Origin of the sequence: Oceanobacillus kimchii X50 (genome assembly GCF_000340475.1) — a bacterium.
GTDB lineage: Bacteria > Bacillota > Bacilli > Bacillales > Amphibacillaceae > Oceanobacillus > Oceanobacillus kimchii.
In genome coordinates this window covers 3707151-3726893 of record NZ_CM001792.1, presented here as the reverse complement: position 1 = coordinate 3726893, position 19743 = coordinate 3707151, and the positions used below count along the sequence as shown (strand labels likewise).

At 36.5% G+C, this 19743-nt stretch carries 21 protein-coding genes; 18 read left to right on the top strand and 3 right to left on the bottom strand.

Translation table 11 applies throughout. The features are described 5' to 3' along the window. The first annotated feature begins 11 nt into the window (after window positions 1-11). The 12 genes from ssb (at window position 12) to C794_RS18850 (ending at window position 11517) form a co-directional block, all read left to right on the top strand. A complete protein-coding gene (gene ssb / locus C794_RS18905) occupies window positions 12-497 on the top strand; it encodes a single-stranded DNA-binding protein (protein ID WP_017798746.1) in 486 nt (161 codons plus the stop codon). A 66-nt stretch (window positions 498-563) separates the two neighbouring features. After that, entirely contained in the window at window positions 564-794 is a 231-nt protein-coding gene (gene rpsR / locus C794_RS18900) for a 30S ribosomal protein S18 (RefSeq protein ID WP_017798745.1), read from the top strand. 208 nt (window positions 795-1002) lie between these two features. Continuing rightward, window positions 1003-2367: an aspartate aminotransferase family protein gene (locus tag C794_RS18895; RefSeq protein WP_017798744.1), complete on the top strand. Its 1365-nt coding sequence runs from the start codon at window positions 1003-1005 to the stop codon at window positions 2365-2367. Window positions 2368-2466: 99 nt separating this feature from the next. Further along, window positions 2467-3330, top strand: a complete 864-nt coding sequence (locus C794_RS18890) for a MurR/RpiR family transcriptional regulator (RefSeq protein WP_017798743.1) — start codon at window positions 2467-2469, stop codon at window positions 3328-3330. A 169-nt stretch (window positions 3331-3499) separates the two neighbouring features. Further along, on the top strand, window positions 3500-4483 hold the full coding sequence (locus C794_RS18885; protein WP_017798742.1) for a LacI family DNA-binding transcriptional regulator: 984 nt from the start codon (window positions 3500-3502) through the stop codon (window positions 4481-4483). Window positions 4484-4489: 6 nt separating this feature from the next. After that, a complete protein-coding gene (locus C794_RS18880; RefSeq protein WP_017798741.1) occupies window positions 4490-5242 on the top strand; it encodes an SDR family oxidoreductase in 753 nt (250 codons plus the stop codon). Between the two features lie 123 nt (window positions 5243-5365). Continuing rightward, on the top strand, window positions 5366-6682 hold the full coding sequence (locus tag C794_RS18875; protein ID WP_017798740.1) for an ABC transporter substrate-binding protein: 1317 nt from the start codon (window positions 5366-5368) through the stop codon (window positions 6680-6682). A gap of 73 nt (window positions 6683-6755) precedes the next feature. Then, window positions 6756-8081 carry a carbohydrate ABC transporter permease gene (locus tag C794_RS18870; RefSeq protein ID WP_017798739.1) on the top strand — a complete coding sequence of 442 codons (1326 nt, stop codon included), beginning with the start codon at window positions 6756-6758 and terminating at the stop codon, window positions 8079-8081. A gap of 13 nt (window positions 8082-8094) precedes the next feature. Next, window positions 8095-8916 (top strand): carbohydrate ABC transporter permease, encoded by an 822-nt coding sequence (locus C794_RS18865; protein WP_017798738.1) that lies wholly within the window; start codon window positions 8095-8097, stop codon window positions 8914-8916. A gap of 24 nt (window positions 8917-8940) precedes the next feature. Then, complete coding sequence (locus tag C794_RS18860) at window positions 8941-10023, top strand: Gfo/Idh/MocA family protein (RefSeq protein WP_017798737.1); 1083 nt, start codon at window positions 8941-8943, stop codon at window positions 10021-10023. A 48-nt stretch (window positions 10024-10071) separates the two neighbouring features. After that, window positions 10072-11034: a Gfo/Idh/MocA family protein gene (locus C794_RS18855; protein WP_017798736.1), complete on the top strand. Its 963-nt coding sequence runs from the start codon at window positions 10072-10074 to the stop codon at window positions 11032-11034. 159 nt (window positions 11035-11193) lie between these two features. Then, a complete protein-coding gene (locus tag C794_RS18850) occupies window positions 11194-11517 on the top strand; it encodes a hypothetical protein (protein WP_017798735.1) in 324 nt (107 codons plus the stop codon). A gap of 61 nt (window positions 11518-11578) precedes the next feature. Here the strand turns inward: C794_RS18850 and C794_RS18845 are convergent, their stop codons facing one another. Beyond that, a complete protein-coding gene (locus C794_RS18845; RefSeq protein WP_017798734.1) occupies window positions 11579-12085 on the bottom strand; it encodes a DUF6141 family protein in 507 nt (168 codons plus the stop codon). Between the two features lie 172 nt (window positions 12086-12257). Here C794_RS18845 and C794_RS18840 point away from each other — a divergent pair, with 172 nt between their 5' ends. Next, the gene (locus tag C794_RS18840; protein ID WP_017798733.1) at window positions 12258-12758 is read left to right on the top strand and encodes a GNAT family N-acetyltransferase; all 501 of its coding nucleotides are present in this window, start codon (window positions 12258-12260) and stop codon (window positions 12756-12758) included. 43 nt (window positions 12759-12801) lie between these two features. Then, entirely contained in the window at window positions 12802-13287 is a 486-nt protein-coding gene (locus C794_RS18835) for an 8-oxo-dGTP diphosphatase (protein WP_017798732.1), read from the top strand. 99 nt (window positions 13288-13386) lie between these two features. Here the strand turns inward: C794_RS18835 and C794_RS18830 are convergent, their stop codons facing one another. Next, a complete protein-coding gene (locus tag C794_RS18830; protein WP_017798731.1) occupies window positions 13387-13872 on the bottom strand; it encodes a DUF1189 family protein in 486 nt (161 codons plus the stop codon). Between the two features lie 255 nt (window positions 13873-14127). Between C794_RS18830 and C794_RS18825 the strand changes: the two genes are divergently transcribed. From C794_RS18825 to dnaB, 4 genes are all read left to right on the top strand, one after another. Continuing rightward, window positions 14128-15060, top strand: a complete 933-nt coding sequence (locus C794_RS18825; RefSeq protein ID WP_017798730.1) for a YybS family protein — start codon at window positions 14128-14130, stop codon at window positions 15058-15060. A 39-nt stretch (window positions 15061-15099) separates the two neighbouring features. Then, on the top strand, window positions 15100-17076 hold the full coding sequence (locus tag C794_RS18820) for a DHH family phosphoesterase (protein ID WP_017798729.1): 1977 nt from the start codon (window positions 15100-15102) through the stop codon (window positions 17074-17076). After that, window positions 17073-17519, top strand: coding sequence for a 50S ribosomal protein L9 (gene rplI / locus C794_RS18815; RefSeq protein ID WP_017798728.1), 447 nt, complete (start codon window positions 17073-17075; stop codon window positions 17517-17519). The genes C794_RS18820 and rplI overlap by 4 nt, the downstream gene beginning before the upstream one ends. 188 nt (window positions 17520-17707) lie before the next feature. Then, complete coding sequence (dnaB, locus tag C794_RS18810; RefSeq protein ID WP_017798727.1) at window positions 17708-19072, top strand: replicative DNA helicase; 1365 nt, start codon at window positions 17708-17710, stop codon at window positions 19070-19072. A 159-nt stretch (window positions 19073-19231) separates the two neighbouring features. Here the strand turns inward: dnaB and C794_RS18805 are convergent, their stop codons facing one another. Continuing rightward, window positions 19232-19654, bottom strand: a complete 423-nt coding sequence (locus C794_RS18805; RefSeq protein ID WP_017798726.1) for an organic hydroperoxide resistance protein — start codon at window positions 19652-19654, stop codon at window positions 19232-19234. Window positions 19655-19743 lie beyond the last annotated feature (89 nt).

Sequence of the window (19743 nt, the reverse complement as noted above, 5' to 3'; positions counted from 1 at the left end):
GAGTGGTTCTGATGTTAAATCGTGTCGTACTGGTAGGCAGGTTAACGAAGGATCCTGATTTACGCTATACACCAAACGGGGTTGCAGTTGCCAATTTCAACATTGCTGTAAACAGACCTTTCTCGAATCAGCAAGGAAATCGCGAAGCAGACTTTATCAATTGTGTGATTTGGCGACGTCCAGCTGAAAATCTAGCCAATTATATGAAAAAAGGAAGTATGATTGGTGTTGACGGCCGTATTCAAACGAGAAATTTTGAAGGCCAAGATGGGAAAACCGTCTATGTTACTGAAGTAGTAGCAGATAGTGTTCAATTCCTAGAAACAAAGGGTTCTCAAGGTGGACAGGATTCATCTGGAGGTTATCAGCAAAACAGAAATCAGAACCAATATCAAAATCAAAATCAATATGCATCTAATCAGAACCAAGATCAAGATGATCCATTTAAAAATAATGGTGAACCAATTGATATTTCTGATGATGATTTACCGTTTTAATATAATGTTTGTTCAAAGAGGATAAACTTTTTAAAATTAAATCTTTAAGTGAAGGAGTGTATTAATATGGCAGCTCGTCGCGGACGTGCAAAACGTCGTAAGGTGTGTTACTTCACAGCGAACGGAATTACGCACATCGATTACAAAGATGTTGATCTATTAAGACGTTTCATCTCTGAGCGTGGAAAAATTCTTCCTCGTCGTGTGACTGGAACTTCTGCAAAATATCAACGTAAATTAACAATCGCAATCAAACGTGCTCGTATAATGGCTTTATTGCCGTACGTTGCAGAATGATTTTATAAAGACAGCACTATGAGGTATGTACCTTGTAGTGCTGTCTTTTTATGATCTATTATTTATTATTGAAGGGAACGAATAACTATGCTTAATACAGATTTTATTAGTATTGCTTACCCTTTTACAAAAAACCATTGACTTTGAAATTATTATTTCATATTATGTATTATAATGAAATAATAATTTCTTTAAAAGGGAGCTATTAATGATGACACCATTGTCTGAATCAACGAGAAAATCAGCGGAGTATTTTTCAAAAGCTTCAGAAGTAATTCCAGGAGGGGTTACTGCCAATATTAAATATTTCGACCCACATCCACTCATAATGGAAAAGGGAAAAGGCAGTAAATTATACGATGTAGATGGTAATGAGTATATAGATTACTTATTATGCTATGGAGCCCTCATATTAGGGCATGGCCATAAGCAAGTTTTTGAGGCTGTAACAAAACAAATGATAGAGTACGGTACTACTATTTTTGGTACACCCCATAAACTGGAAACGATAATGGCAGAGAAATTGATAGAGTTATATCCGAGCATTGAAATGGTACGCTATACAAATTCTGGTTTGGAAGCAACCTTACTTGCCATTCGCACAGCAGTCGCTTTTACCGGAAAATCAAAAATTGCAAAGTTTGAAGGTCATTATCATGGTGGGTATGACCAAGTGTTGGTTAGTGTAAATCCTGATATGGAACTAGCCGGTGATCAAACAGAACCAAGAGCAATAGGTGAATCAAGGGGACTTCCAGATTATTATTTAGAAAATACGATTGTTTTACCATTCAACGATTTAGAATCAACGGAGAAGATTTTACGAGCACATGCGGATGAATTGGCATGTACTATTTTAGAGCCAATACAAAGTGGATTTATTCCTGCTGATCAGGAATTTATGGATGGACTACGTAAGATAACAGCAGAACTTGGTATATTACTTATTTTCGATGAAGTGAAAACTGGATTTCGATTATCGCTCGGAGGAGCTCAAGAAATTTATGGAATTACTCCTGATATTACAGCACTCGGTAAAGTTCTTGGTGGAGGATTTCCTGTGGGTGCTGTTGGAGGAAAAAAAGAGATTATGATGATTACTTCAGCTAGAGACGGACGTGATATATTAACCGCTGGTATGGACAATTCCAATAAACAAGAGCCGCTTTATCATAGCGGAACATATAATGGTCACCCATTGATAGTCGCTGCTGGTTTGGCAACGATAAATGAATTGGAAAAGGAAGGAACAATGGATGAATTGTTTGCGATAACCTATGCTTTACGTGAACAGCTTGAGAGAGCTTATAAGGAGCATGGAATTATCATGCAGACAATTGGTGAAGGCAGTATTTTTAATATTGTTATAGCAGAAGGTCCAATAAAAAACTATCGTGATCTTGAAAAAGCCAATTTGCAATTGAGAAAAGAAATTGATTATAAGCTATTGGAATTAGGAATTTACACAAAGCCCTTAAATCGTTATTCCATGTCTATTGTGCATACGGAAGAAGATATTGAACGTACAGTAAAAGCACATAAAGAGGCGATTAGAAGAGTATTAAATAAATAGACTGTTGAAGCGTCCAGAAGCCCTAGATCAAATTCTATTTTGTTCAGGGCTTTAATACGTTAAAATAAAATATAGAAACGATTGAAAAGGAGTATGTTTATGACGAATGTGTACCAACAAATTGCAGGAAAAATAGATGAAATGAGTAAATCCCAAGTGAAAATAGCTACTTATATTCTAGAAAATCAATCTACTGTTCCTTTTCTAACGGTTAATAAATTGGCTAAAAAAGCAGGCGTAAGTGATGCGACAGTTGTCCGATTTGCAACTTTACTTGGCTACTCAGGATATCCAGAGATGCACAAGTTATTGCAGAACTCGGTCAAAGAACAGCTTACAACATCGGAAAGACTTAAAATCTCTCAAGAAGTATATAATCAAGAACCTATGGGCGTATATGAGGTCTTTCAAGATGATATGGCAAACATCCATACAACGATGGAGACTTTGGATGAACAAGCATTTCATCAAGCGGTAGAAAGCTTAGTAAGTGCAAGAAAAATATACATAATCGCAAACCGCAGCGCTGCAGCTCTTGGTGTGTTTCTCCAATATTATCTTGAAATGATATTAGAAAATGTCGAGTTACTACAATCATTAGAGATTTCTTCTGAAAAACTACATCAATTAAATAAAAAGGATGTCGTTATTGGAATAAGTTTTTCTCGATATACGAAGAGCACGGTTCAAATGTTCTCCTTTGCCAAGAAGAAAGACGCAAAAACGATTGCGATTACTGATAATTTGCTCTCACCCTTAGTACCTTATGCTGATATTCCGCTTACGGCTTCTAGCCAAATGCCTTCCCTGATTGATTCCTTTGTTGCACCATTAAGCTTAATTAATGCTTTAATTATGTTTGTGGGTAAAGAAAAGCAAGAAGATATACATTCCCACCTTAATGTATTAGAAGATATCTGGCAGCACTTTGATATTTTTCAAAACGGGAAGATGCAGGAGTAGTAAGTTGTGAAAAGGCTAATGTAGATTTAAATCAGCCTTTTCATATTATGTTGAATAAATTGAGTGCAATTAGTATGAATAGAAATCTAAGCATTCTAAAATTGAATTGACAAACATAGGTGAAAAAAGTAAAATTTTTGTAATCGATTACATTATAAGGGGGGATTCTTTGGCAACGATTCTAGAAGTAGCAAAAAAAGCAGGTGTTTCTGTAGCAACTGTTTCTCGTGTTCTTAATAATCGTCATCAAGTGAGAGAAGTTACTCGATCAAAAGTGGAACAAGCGATAATAGCGTTGAATTATGAGCCTAGCGTATTAGGTAGAAACTTACGTAATTCAGAAAGTCGTTTATTATTAGTTCTTATTCCTAGCATCGCCAACCCATTTTACACTGAGATTATTAATGGTATTGAAGATACAGCGATTAAAGAAGGATATAATATAATGCTATGCGAGACTGACTCTAATCCGCAACGAGAAGCGATTTATTTTAATCTTGTTCGAAACAGAATGGCAGATGGGATTATTTTAATGGACCCTACGATTAATCGAAATAATGTATTACAATTAGCAGATCAACATCCGATTGTACAGTGTAGTGAGTTTGATAAGGATGGGTTAATTTCCTATGTATCTATAAATAATGAATTAGCTGCTTATCAAGCAGTAAAGCATTTAATAAAGATTGGTAGACAACGAATCGCCCTTATTAACTCAGAGGAAAAATTTTTATATGCCAGAGAACGTCGGGCAGGATATGAAAGAGCTTTCAGAGAATATGGTCGTTCTGTTAATCCGAGTTATATGTATAATATAAAAGGGTTAAGCTTTGAAAATGGTCAACAAGCGATGCGAATGCTTTTGGAACAACAAGAAAAGCCAGATGCTGTTTTTGCAGTATCAGATGTCTTTGCGATAGGTGCACTAAAGGAAATACACGAGGCGGGCCTCTCCGTTCCAGATGAAATTGCAATTATAGGCTTTGATAAGATTAGTTTTTCCAATATGACATATCCAACATTAACGACAATAGCACAACCGATGTACCGAATGGGAAGTATATCTGCAGAGATGATTATAGCAAAAATTCGTGGAGAAAAAGTAGAAAGTCGTTTATTAGAGCATGAATTAATTATTCGAGAGTCTACATAGGAGGAGATGACTATTACAGGACAAATAGCTGTTGTTACAGGTGTAAGTCATGGAAATGGTATTGGGGCTGCGGCATGCAGAAAGTTGGCGGAACAAGGTTGTTCTATCTTTTTTACTCACTATCAATCGAAAGACAATTGGGCTTATGTGTTTCAAAAAGAAATTAGAAATAAAGGTGTAGTATGTGAGTCTATGGAGGTTAACTTGTTTGAAATATATGCTTATAAGAATATATTGAACACAGTAACCAGTAAAATCGGAACACCGTCTATTCTAGTCAATAATGCGGCACATTCTACTCGAGATGGATATAGAAAACTTACATCAGAGATTATTGACAAGCACTATCAAGTCAATATGCGTCAAACGATGATGTTAAGCGTAGCATTTGCACGTCAATTAGAGATGGAGGGACATAAGCAAGGCAGAATTATTAACCTTACATCGGGTCAATTTCAAGGTCCAATGATCGATGAACTTGCATACGTAGCTACAAAAGGAGCCATATCAGCATTTACATTGTCACTCTCAGCAGAAGTTGCCCACCTGGGTATAACAGTTAACGCGGTAAATCCAGGCCCTACCGATACAGGGTGGATGAACGGAGAATTAAAAAAAGAATTGGAATCAAAATTTTTATTTGGACGAGTGGGTCAACCGATGGATGCAGCGAAGTTAATCGCATTTCTGGCTAGTGAAGACGCTGCATGGATCACAGGACAGATAATTAACTCAGAAGGTGCTTTCTTAAGGAAATAATCTTAAAATTAAAAAATCATGTTGACAACTTCAAGAGAAACGTTATAATAAACTAAAATGTAAACGATTTCATTTTACGAACTTTTTGTACAATGGAATCGTTAAAACAAAGGGGGATTTAAGTTGAAATTAACTAAACGTATGCTTGGAATCTTGTTATTACTTGGTTTGATGCTAGTTCTTGTAGCATGTAATAATTCGTCCTCAGATGAACCAACAGATGAAAACGATTCAAATAACAGCGAAGAAGCAAATGGTGAAGAAGAACAGGTAACGATTGTTTATGCAAGAGGAGTCGATACTACACCTGCTAGTGATGCTGTTATTAAAGCATTTGAAGAGAAATTCCCAAATATTAAAGTTGAACAACGTGAGATGCCATCTGATACAGGTCAATCCCACGATCAATATGTAACCGCATTCAGTTCGCAAAGTACAGAAATAGATGTGTTTAATGCCGATGTTATCTGGCCAGCGGAATTTGCACAAGCAAATTATGCGTTAGAGTTAGATCGTTTTATTGAAAAAGATGGAATTAACTTGGAAGATTATTTTCCAGGCACCGTACAGGCTGGAAAATTTGATGGAAAGCAATGGGCAATGCCGCAATATACGGATGCTGGGGTACTTTACTACCGTACAGACATTGTGGACACTCCTCCAGAAACATGGGATGATTTAATTGCTCAAGCAGAGGAACTAAAAGGAGAAGAAGGTACAGAATTTGGATACTTAATGCAATCTGCACAATACGAAGGACTAATTACAAATGCAATAGAATTTATCGCTTCATATGGTGGAGAAGTGGTTAATGAGAATAATGAAGTTGTCGTTGATAGTCCAGAGACAGTGAAAGCTTTAGAAAAAATGAAAGAGGTCGTTGGCTCTGATTTTGTACCGTCCAATATACTTAACTTTATGGAAATTGAAACAGAAAATGCATGGATTGAAGGAAAGTCTGTATTTGCTCGAAACTGGCCATATTTGATGTCTTCTTCCAATGATGAAGAACGTTCATCCATCGTAGGCAATGTAGAAATGACAACTATGCCAGCAGGAGATGCAGGTAGTGCTTCTGCACTTGGCGGCTGGATGACGATGATTAACCGATACTCAGAGCATCCAGAAGAAGCATGGGAATTTGTTAAATTTATTTCTGGACCAGAAGGACAAAAGATATCTGCAGTTGAAGGGGGTCGTGCACCAACAATCGAAGCACTTTATGATGATGAAGAGGTGCAAGCAGTAAGTTCGTTATTTGCTAACCCTGAGTTTAGAGAAGTGTTACAAACAGCTGTTCCACGTCCAGTAACACCAATCTATCCAGAAATCTCTGATATTATGCAAATTGAAATCTCAAAAGTGTTAACTGGAGATCAATCAGCACAAGATGCTGCAACAAATATGCAAACCAAAATGGAAGCTGCAATGAATGAATAAAACGAAAGTTAATAAGGCAAGATGGGGATTCTCTCATCTTGCCTTTATAGATAGTAAGTAAAGGAGGTACAACATGAAGAAAAATAAACGTGGCTTCCAGCTTAATGAGAAACAATTAGGATATGCAATGGTATTGCCGTCTTTAATCCTCGTTTGTATTGTTGTTCTTTGGCCAGTTGCACAGTCGTTTTGGAATAGTTTGTTCGATTATCGATTAAATGATCCCAATCGCTCCGAATTAATGCTTAGTGCCAATATAGACTTAGAAAGATATGTAGATAACCATTATTACTTAAATAGCCAATTAGATGATTTGGCAACGAAGGTAGATAGTGATGCAACAGCTAAGATTGAGGAAATGAAAGTAGGTATTAGCCATCAACATGAGCAGCTGTTGGCAGACGAAGAAACAAAACAAAAAGTAGAAAAAGTCGATGAATTATTGATGAGTTATCAGCCTGTGACGGACTCTGAACTTAAATATCAGAAGATTTACAATGATTTTGCAAATCGTTATCGAGATGAATTGTTACATTATCAAGCATCACTGATGGAAATCGCAGAAGTAACAGCAGACGAAAACTTAAGCCAAAGTATTGAACAAACTGCAGATTTAACAGGAGCCACCAGCGAAACAATTTTACAGTCCAACTTTATTGGATTTAAAAATTATGGCAAGTATCTCCAGGATAGCAGAATGTGGGGAGCTTTATGGAATACAACATTTTTTACAGTGATTACAGTAGCGTTAGAGCTAGTGATTGGCGTCTGTATTGCCTTGTTAATTAATCGGGCATTTAAAGGCAGAGGGATTATACGAGCTTCCGTATTAATTCCATGGGCGATTCCAACAGCAGTAGCAGCAATGATGTGGGGATTTCTCTTTGATGGACAATCTGGAATTGTTGCCCATTATTTAGAAGCACTACATATCATTCCGGACGCATCATGGCTACTATCCACATCAGATGGTGGAATGTTCTCGATTATCCTCGCAGATGTATGGAAAACAACGCCGTATATGGCTTTGCTTATCCTAGCGGGATTACAAACGATACCCCAATCGTTGTATGAAGCATCGGATGTAGACGGAGCAAATAAATTTCAACAGTTTTGGAAGATTACATTACCATTATTAAAATCCTCTATTCTTGTAGCTTTATTATTTAGAACGTTAGATGCTTTTCGAGTGTTTGATTTAATCTATGTATTAACTGGCGGTGGACCGGCAAATGCTACCGAATCTATATCGGTTTACGCGTATAAAACTTTGTTCGCACAACAAAATTTTGGAGAAGGATCTGTGTTATCTGTCATCGTTTTCCTGTGTGTAGCGATTATTAGTTTCATTTATGTCAAATTAATAGGATCCGACTTGTTTGCAGGTAGAACGAAGTAAGGAGGAGAGTAGCATGAAAAAACGAGGTACAGTTGGTTTTTATATTTTCTTAGTAGTTTTTGTGTTTTTAGTGATGTTCCCATTTATTTGGGTTTTCTTAACATCGATAAAACCAGTTAATGAAATTTTTTCTTCTTTTAAATGGTTTACGAGTAATCCAACGTTATCATCTTATGAAGCTGCATTAACGAATCGTCCGTTATTAAGATATATGTTAAATAGTTATGTCGTCTCGATGTTAACGACGGTATTGTCACTAACTTTTGCAGCATTTACGGCGTATGCCGTTACAAGACTGCCAATCAAAGGAAAAGGATTAATTTTAGGGCTAGTTTTAGCAGCATCGATGTTTCCCCAAATTGCGATTATATCACCGATGTTTAATTTAGTGACAAACCTCGGGTTAAGAAATAGTTACTTAGGATTAATTATTCCATATATTACGATTAGTTTACCGCTAGCTATTTGGATTCTTTCTACTTTCTTTAAGAAGATACCATATGAATTGGAGGAATCAGCGAAGTTAGACGGTGCCAGTCCATTTCAGACCTTTCGAAAAATTATTTTACCTCTTGCAACACCTGGTATATTTACGACGGGAATTCTCGTATTTATTGCTGCGTGGAATGAATATCTATTTGCCTTAACGATTAATAGTGATGACCAGTGGCGGACAGTACCCGTTGGAATTTCCATGTACCAAAGTGAATTTTCAATTCCATGGGGAGATATTTCAGCTGCGACGGTGATTGTAACGATTCCCATTGTAGTACTTGTATTAATCTTCCAACGGCGAATTGTATCGGGATTAACGTCAGGATCTGTAAAAGAATAAAACACAGAAGGAGAGGAATGTAATATGACAAGACCCATTCAAGTAGGGATTATTGGTTGTGGTGGTATTGCGTTTGGTAAGCATTTACCAAGCTTAACAAAGCTAGAACATGTAAATATAGTCGCTTTTTGTGATATTGATAAGGAAAAAGCAGAGCGTGCAGCAAAAGAATATGGAGCGGAAGATGCTGTAACTTATGAAGACTACATTCAGCTAATTGAGAAATCTCCTGTAGAGGTAGTCCATGTGTGTACGCCGAATAATTCGCATGCGGAGATCAGCATTGCAGCACTGCGTGGAGGTAAGCATGTAATGTGTGAAAAACCGATGGCCAAAACAGTAGAAGAAGCACAGGCAATGGTAGATGCAGCTAAAAAATATAATAAGAAGTTAACAATTGGCTATAACAATCGTTTTCGTCCGGATAGTCAATATTTGAAAAAAATCTGCCAGCGTGGAGATCTTGGTGACATCTATTTTGCGAAAGCACACGCCATTCGCAGGCGTGCTGTACCAACGTGGGGTGTGTTTTTAGATGAAGAAAAGCAAGGTGGTGGACCATTAATCGATATCGGTACACATGCTCTGGACCTTACGCTTTGGATGATGGATAATTATGAACCAAAATCTGTTATGGGAACAACACATCACCAATTGGGAAAGAAAAAAGACGCAGCAAATCCGTGGGGACCATGGAATCCAAATGAATTTACAGTAGAAGATGCGGCATTTGGTTTTATTACAATGAAAAATGGTGCCACGATTATCTTAGAATCAAGCTGGGCCCTGAATTCGTTGGACGTCGATGAGGCAAAGTGTTCGCTTAGCGGTACAGAAGGTGGAGCTGATATGAAAGAGGGTTTGCGACTCCACGGTGAGGACTTAGGTGAACTATACACGAAAAAAGTAAACCTTGGACCGGGTGGCGTCGCTTTTTATGATGGTGATACGGAAAGCGATGCTGAACTAGAAGCAAGAATGTGGATTGAATCAATTATCAATGAAGAAGAGGCAACAGTACTGCCAAAAGAGGCACTAGTTGTTACTCAGATTTTAGAAGCAATTTATCAATCTGCGAAAACGGGAAAAGCTGTATATTTTGATTAGAGGAGTTGAAGAATTATTATACAGGTTGCGTTATTAAGTCGATGGCATGTGCATGCGGATGACTATGCAAAAGAAGCTTTAGAAAACCCTGACATTCAAATTAAAAAGGTATGGGATGATAATGTAGAACGAGGAGAGCAATGGGCAAAAGAGTTAGATGTCCCGTTTGAAGAAAATATCGATAAAGTAATGAAAGACGATGATATTGATGCAATTATTGTTACAACTTCTACCAACTTACACACGGAAATATTATTGAAAGCTTGCCAACATAACAAACATATTTTTACAGAGAAAGTACTTGCATTATCTGTAAAGGAAAGTGAGGAAATATGGAAGGCGAAATTGAAATACAATGTTCAGTTGATGGTTTCGTTACCGAGGCTAACAGAAAAAGAGTTTCTATGTGCAGAGGAAGCAGTAGAAAAAGGATGGCTTGGGAATTTAACGATGATTCGCTGTCGATTGGCACATGATGGTGCAGTAATCCCAGATGGAGAAGAATTTGGGTGGTTGCCTGACCGATTTTATGATAAACAAAGAGCTGGTGGAGGTGCTTTAGTAGATTTAGGGGCGCACCCTATTTATTTAACCAACCGTCTTATGGGCAAGTCCATATCGGTATACGCCCATTTACAGTCGATAAGTGATCAGTATGAGGTGGATGATTCTGCGGTCGTGACAGTAGAATATGAGTCAGGAGCACTCGGGATAATCGAGACTAGTTTTTTATCTCATGGGAGTCCTTTTCAGTTACAGTTGTATGGAACGGAAGGAACATTGTTAGCAGAGGACGGAAAAGTAAAAATCAAACGTAAGCAATACCAGGACGATAAATGGTTGGAACTAGAAGCACCAAAACAAATAGCATCTCCAATGAAACAGTGGGCTGATGCTATCCAAAAGAATAGTACGCCAACCATTACCAAGGATGATTTTTTACAATTAACCGTAATCAACCAGGCTGCTGACTTATCGCATAAACAAAAGAAACGAGTAGAAATTCGTTGATAGTAATATGGAGAAATGAGCACTTTTTTAAAGAGGTGTTCATTTTTCTTTTTTGTAAGGAATTAACATGGTAAAAAATTCTTATTTTTTGTTGTAGAATAGTAAATTTATGGTAATATATACTTATAAATTTGAAATAAATGGATGTGAGGTGAGAGGATGTTATTGTCAGGTGTATTGAAAATTGTTGGTTCTGGTTTCGAATTTATTTTAGGGATTCCTGCTTTAGGTGGATCTATAATATTAGCTCTTTATTGGACACCGCTATTATTTATGTTAGTTTATCATATTATTACATTAATATTTTCAAAGAATGCTAATAAACCGATATGGGGGCCAGTTGTAGGTATCGTAGCTAGCACAGTAGGTTTTATTCCAGGTCTAGGAATGATGCTACATTGGGCTGCGTTTATTTGTCTATTAATTGATGGAGTTTTGACATTTACAAAGTCAAAAGATAGGGTAACACAAGATATTGCATAATGGCTTATAATTTTTCCGAACTACTTAAGTAGTTCGGATTTTTATTTTCAAATACTTAATCTTAACTTATTAAGGAGTCTAGCACTCTTTTGAATTCTTCGGGTTTTTGGGTTCCGATGACTACGGTTTCATGTTTTAGTTTCAATTCTATTCCCTTCTTGCCAATCACATTATAAGCGGTCTCGCCATCTGTATTAAATCGAATGCCCCATCCTCCAAATCGCTTGATCGGACTGTAGGAAATACTTTCGTAATGCTGTATATCTTTGAAAAGGAACCTTCTATACCGGAGATGTAAAGGAAAAAAGCGAATATAAATACCGTCGCTATAAACTTCGGTTCTCAACTTTAAAAGTCCTAACATAAATACGGGAAAGATAATACCAAAGAGCGCCCAAAAAACGATAGTAACTACGTCCGGTGCAGGGTTACTTCCTACTGTTTTACCGAATATGATTTGTTGTATAAACTCATACCACATATCCAGGGCAATAATTAATATTAATATCCATATCCAAATTTGCCGAAATCGCTGTGTTTCATGAAATAAAGTCTGGTTAACTTGCATTTACAACACCTCTTTTTAACTTAAATAGTATTGTTATTGATAGTTTACTTAAAAGAAAAGATAAAAGTATCTTTATATAAAGTTAATATATAGAATTGGCTAAATATTCTATTCATATTCGTATGGAAATGGTATATTAAAGACGATAATTATGTTTTGGATGTGAATAATAATGCTACATACCACTCGTTTAACATTTCGTCCTTATTGTGATGACGATTTTCCTTTTCTCCAATCTTTATTACAGGATCCAGAAGTGGTTCGTTTTATTGGAGATGGTAGCGTAAAAGACGATAAAGCTTCCAACGCTTTTCTGCAATGGATTTATGATACATATAAATATGGGAATGGTATTGGCCTACATGTTCTTATAAATAAACAAAATGAGCGGGTAGGACATGCTGGGCTTGTTCCACAAACTGTAGAAGGAAAAAGCGAAATTGAGATAGGATATTGGATTGCTAAAAACCATTGGGGAAAAGGATATGCCACGGAAGCTGCGCAAGCATTGTTCGCATTTGCACGGAAAAATATGAAGGTTGATCGTGTTATTTCATTAATACAGCATGAGAATACTGCATCTTGTAACGTAGCGAAGAAACTAATGATGAAGGTTGAAAAAGAAATCATTCTGAAAGATAAGGTAGTATGTGTGTATTCTGTTCAATTATAATCCGTTTTTACGAAAATTAGATTAGACGATAAAGGACGGTGCAATGAAGATGAATATCAATTATCATTTCTGGAATTTAGTAGTTATCGTTGATTCGCATAATAATATCTTATTATTGGAGAGGAATAAGGGAGATTTTGATGGATATGTTCCACCAGGAGGAAAAGTGGAGTTTCCAGAGACATTTGAAGAATCTGCAAAGCGAGAAGTTTATGAGGAGACGGGATTAAAGCTAGACCAATTGGAGCTAGTAAGTATATCCGGGTATATTAACGAACAAAAACTTGAGCAGTTTGTTTATTTGGATTATTTCTCGAATGACTTTTCTGGAGAGTTAATGGAAGCTGGGACAGAAGGGAGATGCCTATGGCACCCAATTGATCGCTTGGATGAAATAATGATTCACCCAGATATAAAAGTTCGTATTCGACATATACTGGCGAAGGATTCTTTTGAATATCAGATTTATTGGGATGAAAGAAAAAATAAACCTTCCGAACGTAGGCTAACCGTATATCAACGTCAATAATAAGCGAAGGAATGAAAATCATAAAGGGATTCATTCCTTTTTTAGTGTGGAAATCAAGCTCGGTTTCAAGCTGTTGATAGGATGTAATTTCGGTACTAATTATGACTTTCTTCTTTTTGGGTAATGCTGAATCATAATAAACAATAACCCTAAACTAAATAAAAATGTGAAAAAGAGAAAAGAATCATTTACCTGCCAAATAAATGAAATAAACATAAATAATAAAAACGGGATTGTAACAGTACAAGCACTCATTTTCCAAAGTAACCCATAAGTTAATTTACGTTTCATAAGATGAGAGATTCCTTTTCCTACATATGCAATGACAGATATAGCAATAAACACAAAAACGGTCATAATTAAATAATAGAACATAAAGAAATAGATAAACTGAAATATGATATTCATATCTGCGCCGATTCCATTAGACTGGTTTAAACGATTTATCCATTCCGGTATCGATACAATCGCTAACATGATAATTAAATATATTATGATCATATCCATTCCAATTCGATTTAATTGAAATAGGGCCTTTTTTTGCGGTAATTTTATACTGTGTTTTAATATTTCAACGAAAATCATATGAGCCATCCTTATATCAAAGTCTGTTTTATTTCATTATAATAGATGAATGATCTAAAAAGGGAATAAAAAGTAGAAATTATTAGCAAGTTTGTGACAAAAAATGTCAATAATTGTAGTGAATAAAGAGAGATTATTTATTTCCCGGGAAATATATTGATAACAAGATTCGACAAGCCTTCAAAAGAAAATCATGTTATCATTATATAATATGCCATTTAGACATAACACTATAGTTAGAACGAGGTGCATGAAATGAATCAATCTAAACAAATAAAAGATGGGGCATTGATGCTATTTATATTTACAATCATATTAGCCTCTTTCTTGTTTTTGCCTATTATATCAATATTTTTACTACCAATACCTTTTGTTCTATTCACAAAAAAGTATGGGCTGAAGTCAGGTTTTGTGATGTTGGCATTGGCGTTATTGATATCCTTGCTTATCATGACAATTATCGCTATACCACTGGTCTTGATGATGGGGCTTGGTGGAATAATGATTGGTAATGCAATGTATAAAGGTGTTACTCCTTATGATACGTTGGCTAGAGGAATATTCGGTTTCATCATAGGTATTTTATTTACATTCGGATTCACACAATTATTTTTGGATGTAAATTTAGTAAATCAATTTGAAACAGTTGTAGAAGACTCTGTTGAAACAAGTACTGCATTTATCGAAGAGATGGGTCTTGCGGAACAATCAGAACAAATTCAGGAAGTTGCAGAAACACAAATACAAATGATGAAAGAATTACTCCCATCCTTTTTAGTAGCTGCAGCAGCAATTCTTGCATTGGTTGTCCAATGGATAAGTTATAAAATTATTAATCGAAAAGATAAGCAGAAGCTTCGTTTTCCCCCAATACGTGATATAAGATTTCCAAGTTCGATAATTTGGGTCTACTTTTTAGCGTTTGTTGTATCTTTATTTATCCAGGATCCAGGTACCACATTGTATGTTGGTTTACAAAACCTATTTTTTATTGTTGGAATGTTATTAGCAATACAAGGGATTTCATTTATCTTCTTCTATGCACATGCCAAAAAGATGTCAAAAGCCATTCCGGTTTTAATTGTGATTTTTACGTTTATATTCCCACAATTTCTTCTTTATTTCATAAGAATCTTAGGTATAATTGATGTAGGATTTAACTTAAGAGATCGTTTGCAGAAGAAGTAACCCAACAGACACTTGTAGGTTTTGAAGGAGCTGAAAGCTATGCCAGATTTACACAATAAGCCAGCACTAAGCAAACATGTATGGGTTGTATATGGAATATCTATTATTTTGCTTGTGGCACTCTGGTATTTCCAATGGATAATCGGTCTTATTATGACCATCGTTTTGGCTGCTTCTTTTTATTACAGTATTCGAACCGAACAAATTCTTCTGGATGAAGCAGAAGAATATATATCAACGATTTCTCATCGTGTAAAAAAAGTAGGTGAGGAAGCTTTATTGGAAATGCCATTTGGAATTATACTATTTAATGATGAATTTCAAATTGAATGGTCTAATCCGTATATGAACCAATTCAGTGAAGACAGAGAAACGCTTGTAGGCAGATCTTTACATCTGTTATCTGAGGATCTCATACCGATGATTAAGGAAAATAAAGAAGAAGTTTGGGTTGAACTAGCAGGATATACGTTTTTAACGGTCATAAAAAAAGAGGAAAAGCTCCTTTATTTTATGGATCGCACCGATCAAGAAGCATTAAAACAACGATATCATAATGAACAGACAGTGCTTGCAATTATTTTCTTAGATAATTATGAAGAAATCACACAAAACATGGATGACACTGCGAAGAGTAAATTAAACTCTCAAGTAACAACTATTTTAAATAACTGGTCCAGTCACTATGGGCTATATTTAAAACGAACTTCTCAAGAACGTTTTCTAGCGGTAGGAACGAAGAAAATATTACAACAGTTAGAAAAAGTAAAGTTTGATATATTGGATGAAGTCCGAGAGATGGAAGGTGTCGAAAATAACCCTGTCACATTAAGTGTAGGGATTGGTGTAGGGAATATGACACTACCTGAACTTGGAGAAGTTGCTCAATCTAGTTTGGATTTAGCATTAGGTCGTGGTGGTGACCAAGTGGCAATTAAAGATGAACAAGGAAAAGTACGTTTCTATGGTGGTAAAACCAATCCGATGGAAAAACGTACCCGAGTTCGAGCGAGAGTTATCTCCCATGCTTTAAAAGAACTTGTAAAAGCCAGTGATAATGTAATGATTATGGGACATAAATCTCCTGATATGGATTCAATCGGAGCGGCAATCGGTGTCATGAACATTGCCAAGACGAATGGAGTTCCTGGTTATATTGTTTTTGATGAAAATGATATGGAAACAAGTGTCAATCGGATGATGGAAACGATACGCTCTGACGAAGGTCTGTGGGATAACTTTATTGACCTCGAAGAAGCAGAGGAAAGAATAACACAACGAAGCTTGCTGGTGATTGTAGATACGCATAAACCAAGTATGGTCGGTTTCGAAAGTTTATTAAATAAAACCGAGTATAAAATTGTGATAGATCATCATCGTAGAGCAGAAGAGTTTATTGATAATCCGACATTAGTATATATGGAACCATATGCATCATCGACAGCAGAGTTAGTAACAGAACTGCTTGAATATCAGCCAAAAGGAACGAAATTGAAAATGCTAGAAGCAACGGCATTACTCGCTGGTATTATCGTTGATACGAAAAGTTTTACGTTGCGAACGGGTTCAAGAACCTTTGATGCGGCATCTTATTTACGCGCACAGGGTGCGGACACGGTCTTAGTACAACGTTTTCTAAAAGAAGATCTAGAATTATATATTGAGCGAAGTCAAATTATCGAGCGTTCTGAAATAATTCATGGACATATTGCGATTGCCAAAGCTCCAGAAGGAATCTCATATAGTCCCGTATTAATTGCACAAACAGCAGATACATTACTAACCATGACAGGGATAAGCGCATCATTTGTTATTTCCGAACGGTTTGATGGTAAAATAGGAATAAGTGCAAGATCACTTGGTGATGTCAATGTACAAGTAGTTATGGAAAAAATGAACGGTGGCGGTCATTTAACGAATGCTGCTACGCAAATAGATGATACGACGATTGAAGAGGCTGCAGCAGATTTAATAGAAATTATAGATGAATACGAAGAGGGGAGAGCATCAGAATGAAAGTAATCTTCTTAAAAGATGTTAAAGGAAAAGCAAAAAAAGGCGACGTAAAAAATGTACCAGATGGTTATGCGCGTAACTACTTGTTAAAAAATAACTTAGCGGAAGAAGCAACAGCTGGAAACATGAAAGCTTTAGAAGCGAAAAAACAAAAGGCGGACCAGCTAGAGCAGCAGGAAAAAGAAAATGCGATTAACTTAAAAGATAAGCTTGCTGAGATTGCAGTGGAACTAGAAGCAAAATCAGGTGATAATGGACGTTTGTTTGGTTCTATTACCAGTAAACAAATATCAGAGGCACTGCAGAAACAATTTGGTCATAAAATCGATAAACGAAAAATTGAATTGGATGAACCGATTCGTTCATTAGGATATACAACCGTACCAGTTAAACTTCACCCAGAGGTTTCAGGGTCCATTAAAGTTCATGTAGCAGAGAAATAAATAAGATGAGAAGAGAAATCGGCATGCTAGGCGCCGATTTCTTCGCTATCTTTAGATATATAATCATGGTGAAGTGTGCATTAACGCCCGTAAAATCTTTGGTATAAGCTTAGTTATAATGGACACGAACACCTTGATAGGTCTCGCTATTTAGGGATTTTGTTAATTGTTATTAGGAGGAGAATGCGATGAGTGCATCGTGGAATGACCGTACGCCGCCACATAATATTGAAGCAGAGCAATCGGTGCTTGGTGCGATTTTTTTAGAGCCACAAGCCTACGTAACCGCATCAGAGACTTTGATTGCAGAAGACTTTTATAGGGCGAGTCATCAACGAATATTCGCTGCAATGATGAGCTTGTCCGATAAAGGGGAACCGATTGATGTTGTGACAGTGACAACTTTTTTGAACGATCGGAAGCAATTAGAAGAAGCCGGTGGTGTGACGTATTTAACGCAGTTAGCAGAAAGTGTACCAACAGCTGCGAATATAGAATACTATAGCAAGATTGTGGAAGAGAAGTCTACGTTACGCCGTTTAATTCGTAAAGCGACGGATATCGTTACCTCTTCATTTGAAAAAGAGGACGAAGTAGAAGATGTATTAAATGATGCAGAGAAAAGTATTCTGGAAGTCTCTGGGAGAAAAAACTCTGGAGCTTTTAAAAATATCAAAGATGTTTTAATTGATGTATACGATAATATTGAACAATTACATCAACAACATGGAGATGTAACGGGAGTACCAACAGGATTTCAGGATCTAGACCGAATTACTTCTGGGTTCCAACGCAATGATTTAATTATAATTGCGGCTCGTCCGTCGGTTGGTAAGACGGCATTTGCATTGAACGTTGCACAAAATGTAGCAGTAAAGACGGATCAAAATGTGGCCATCTTCAGTCTTGAGATGGGAGCTGACCAATTAGTCCAACGTATGCTTTGTGCAGAAGGAAATATTGATGCACAGCGTCTAAGAAATGGACAACTACAAGCAGATGATTGGGGAAAGTTAACGATGGCAATGGGTTCATTATCCAATGCCGGAATTTATATTGATGATACACCAGGAGTTCGTGTAAATGAAATTCGTTCTAAATGTCGTCGTCTTAAGCAAGAGCATGGACTTGGCATGATCTTAATCGATTATTTGCAATTGATTCAAGGGAGCGGAAGTTCAAAAGAAAATCGACAACAAGAAGTGTCTGAGATTTCACGTGCATTAAAAGCATTAGCAAGAGAATTAGAAGTTCCTTTAATTGCACTATCTCAGTTATCTCGTGGTGTAGAATCACGACAAGATAAAAGACCGATGATGTCGGATATTCGTGAGTCTGGAAGTATTGAGCAGGATGCTGATATTGTTGGATTCCTTTATCGTGATGATTATTATGATCAAGAAACAGAAAAACAAAATATCATAGAAATAATTATAGCAAAACAACGTAATGGTCCAACAGGAACAGTAGAACTGGCTTTTGTAAAAGAATATAATAAATTCGTTGATTTAGACCATCGATATCAGGAAGGAGACATCCCTCCTGCGATGTAATTATCAATGCATTCTGGAACTATGATTTGAAGATTATAGTTCTTTTTTCTTTTAAAGCGCGAAACTTTGGAGCCTGAAGTATATTAGTTTGTAATTATAACGAGTGAAAAAAACACACCCTAACTTGCTCTGAAAGATTTAGAGTGTGTTTTACATACATTATTCTCCGATTGCTTTTTTCTTTACTTCCACATTTCCTTCAATGGCACGGGAGTAAGGGCAAGCTTTATGAGCTTTTTCCATTAATTCTTCCGCTTCCACCTGTGTTACGCCTTCCATTTTTGCTGTTAGATTCACGCTTAAGCCAAAGCCACTAGCTTGTTTTTCAATGCTTACCTCTGCGGTTACCTCAGAAATAATTTTTTTCTTCACTTGTCCAGCAACCATTTGCAATGCACTGTCAAAACAGGCAGCATAGCCTGCAGAGAAGAGCTGTTCCGGGTTTGTAGTACCTTCTTTCTCATTTCCACCTAACCCTTTTGGTAAAGATAAAGTTAAATCCAATGTGCCATCAGACGACTTTACTGATCCTTGACGGCCACCGGAAGCAGTAGAAGACGCCGTATATAATGCTGATCCCATAATAAAACACTCCTCTTTTTATTTAAATTTTACACAATTAGATTGTACACAATCAAATTGTGTTGCGTCAACTAATATAATTTTATATA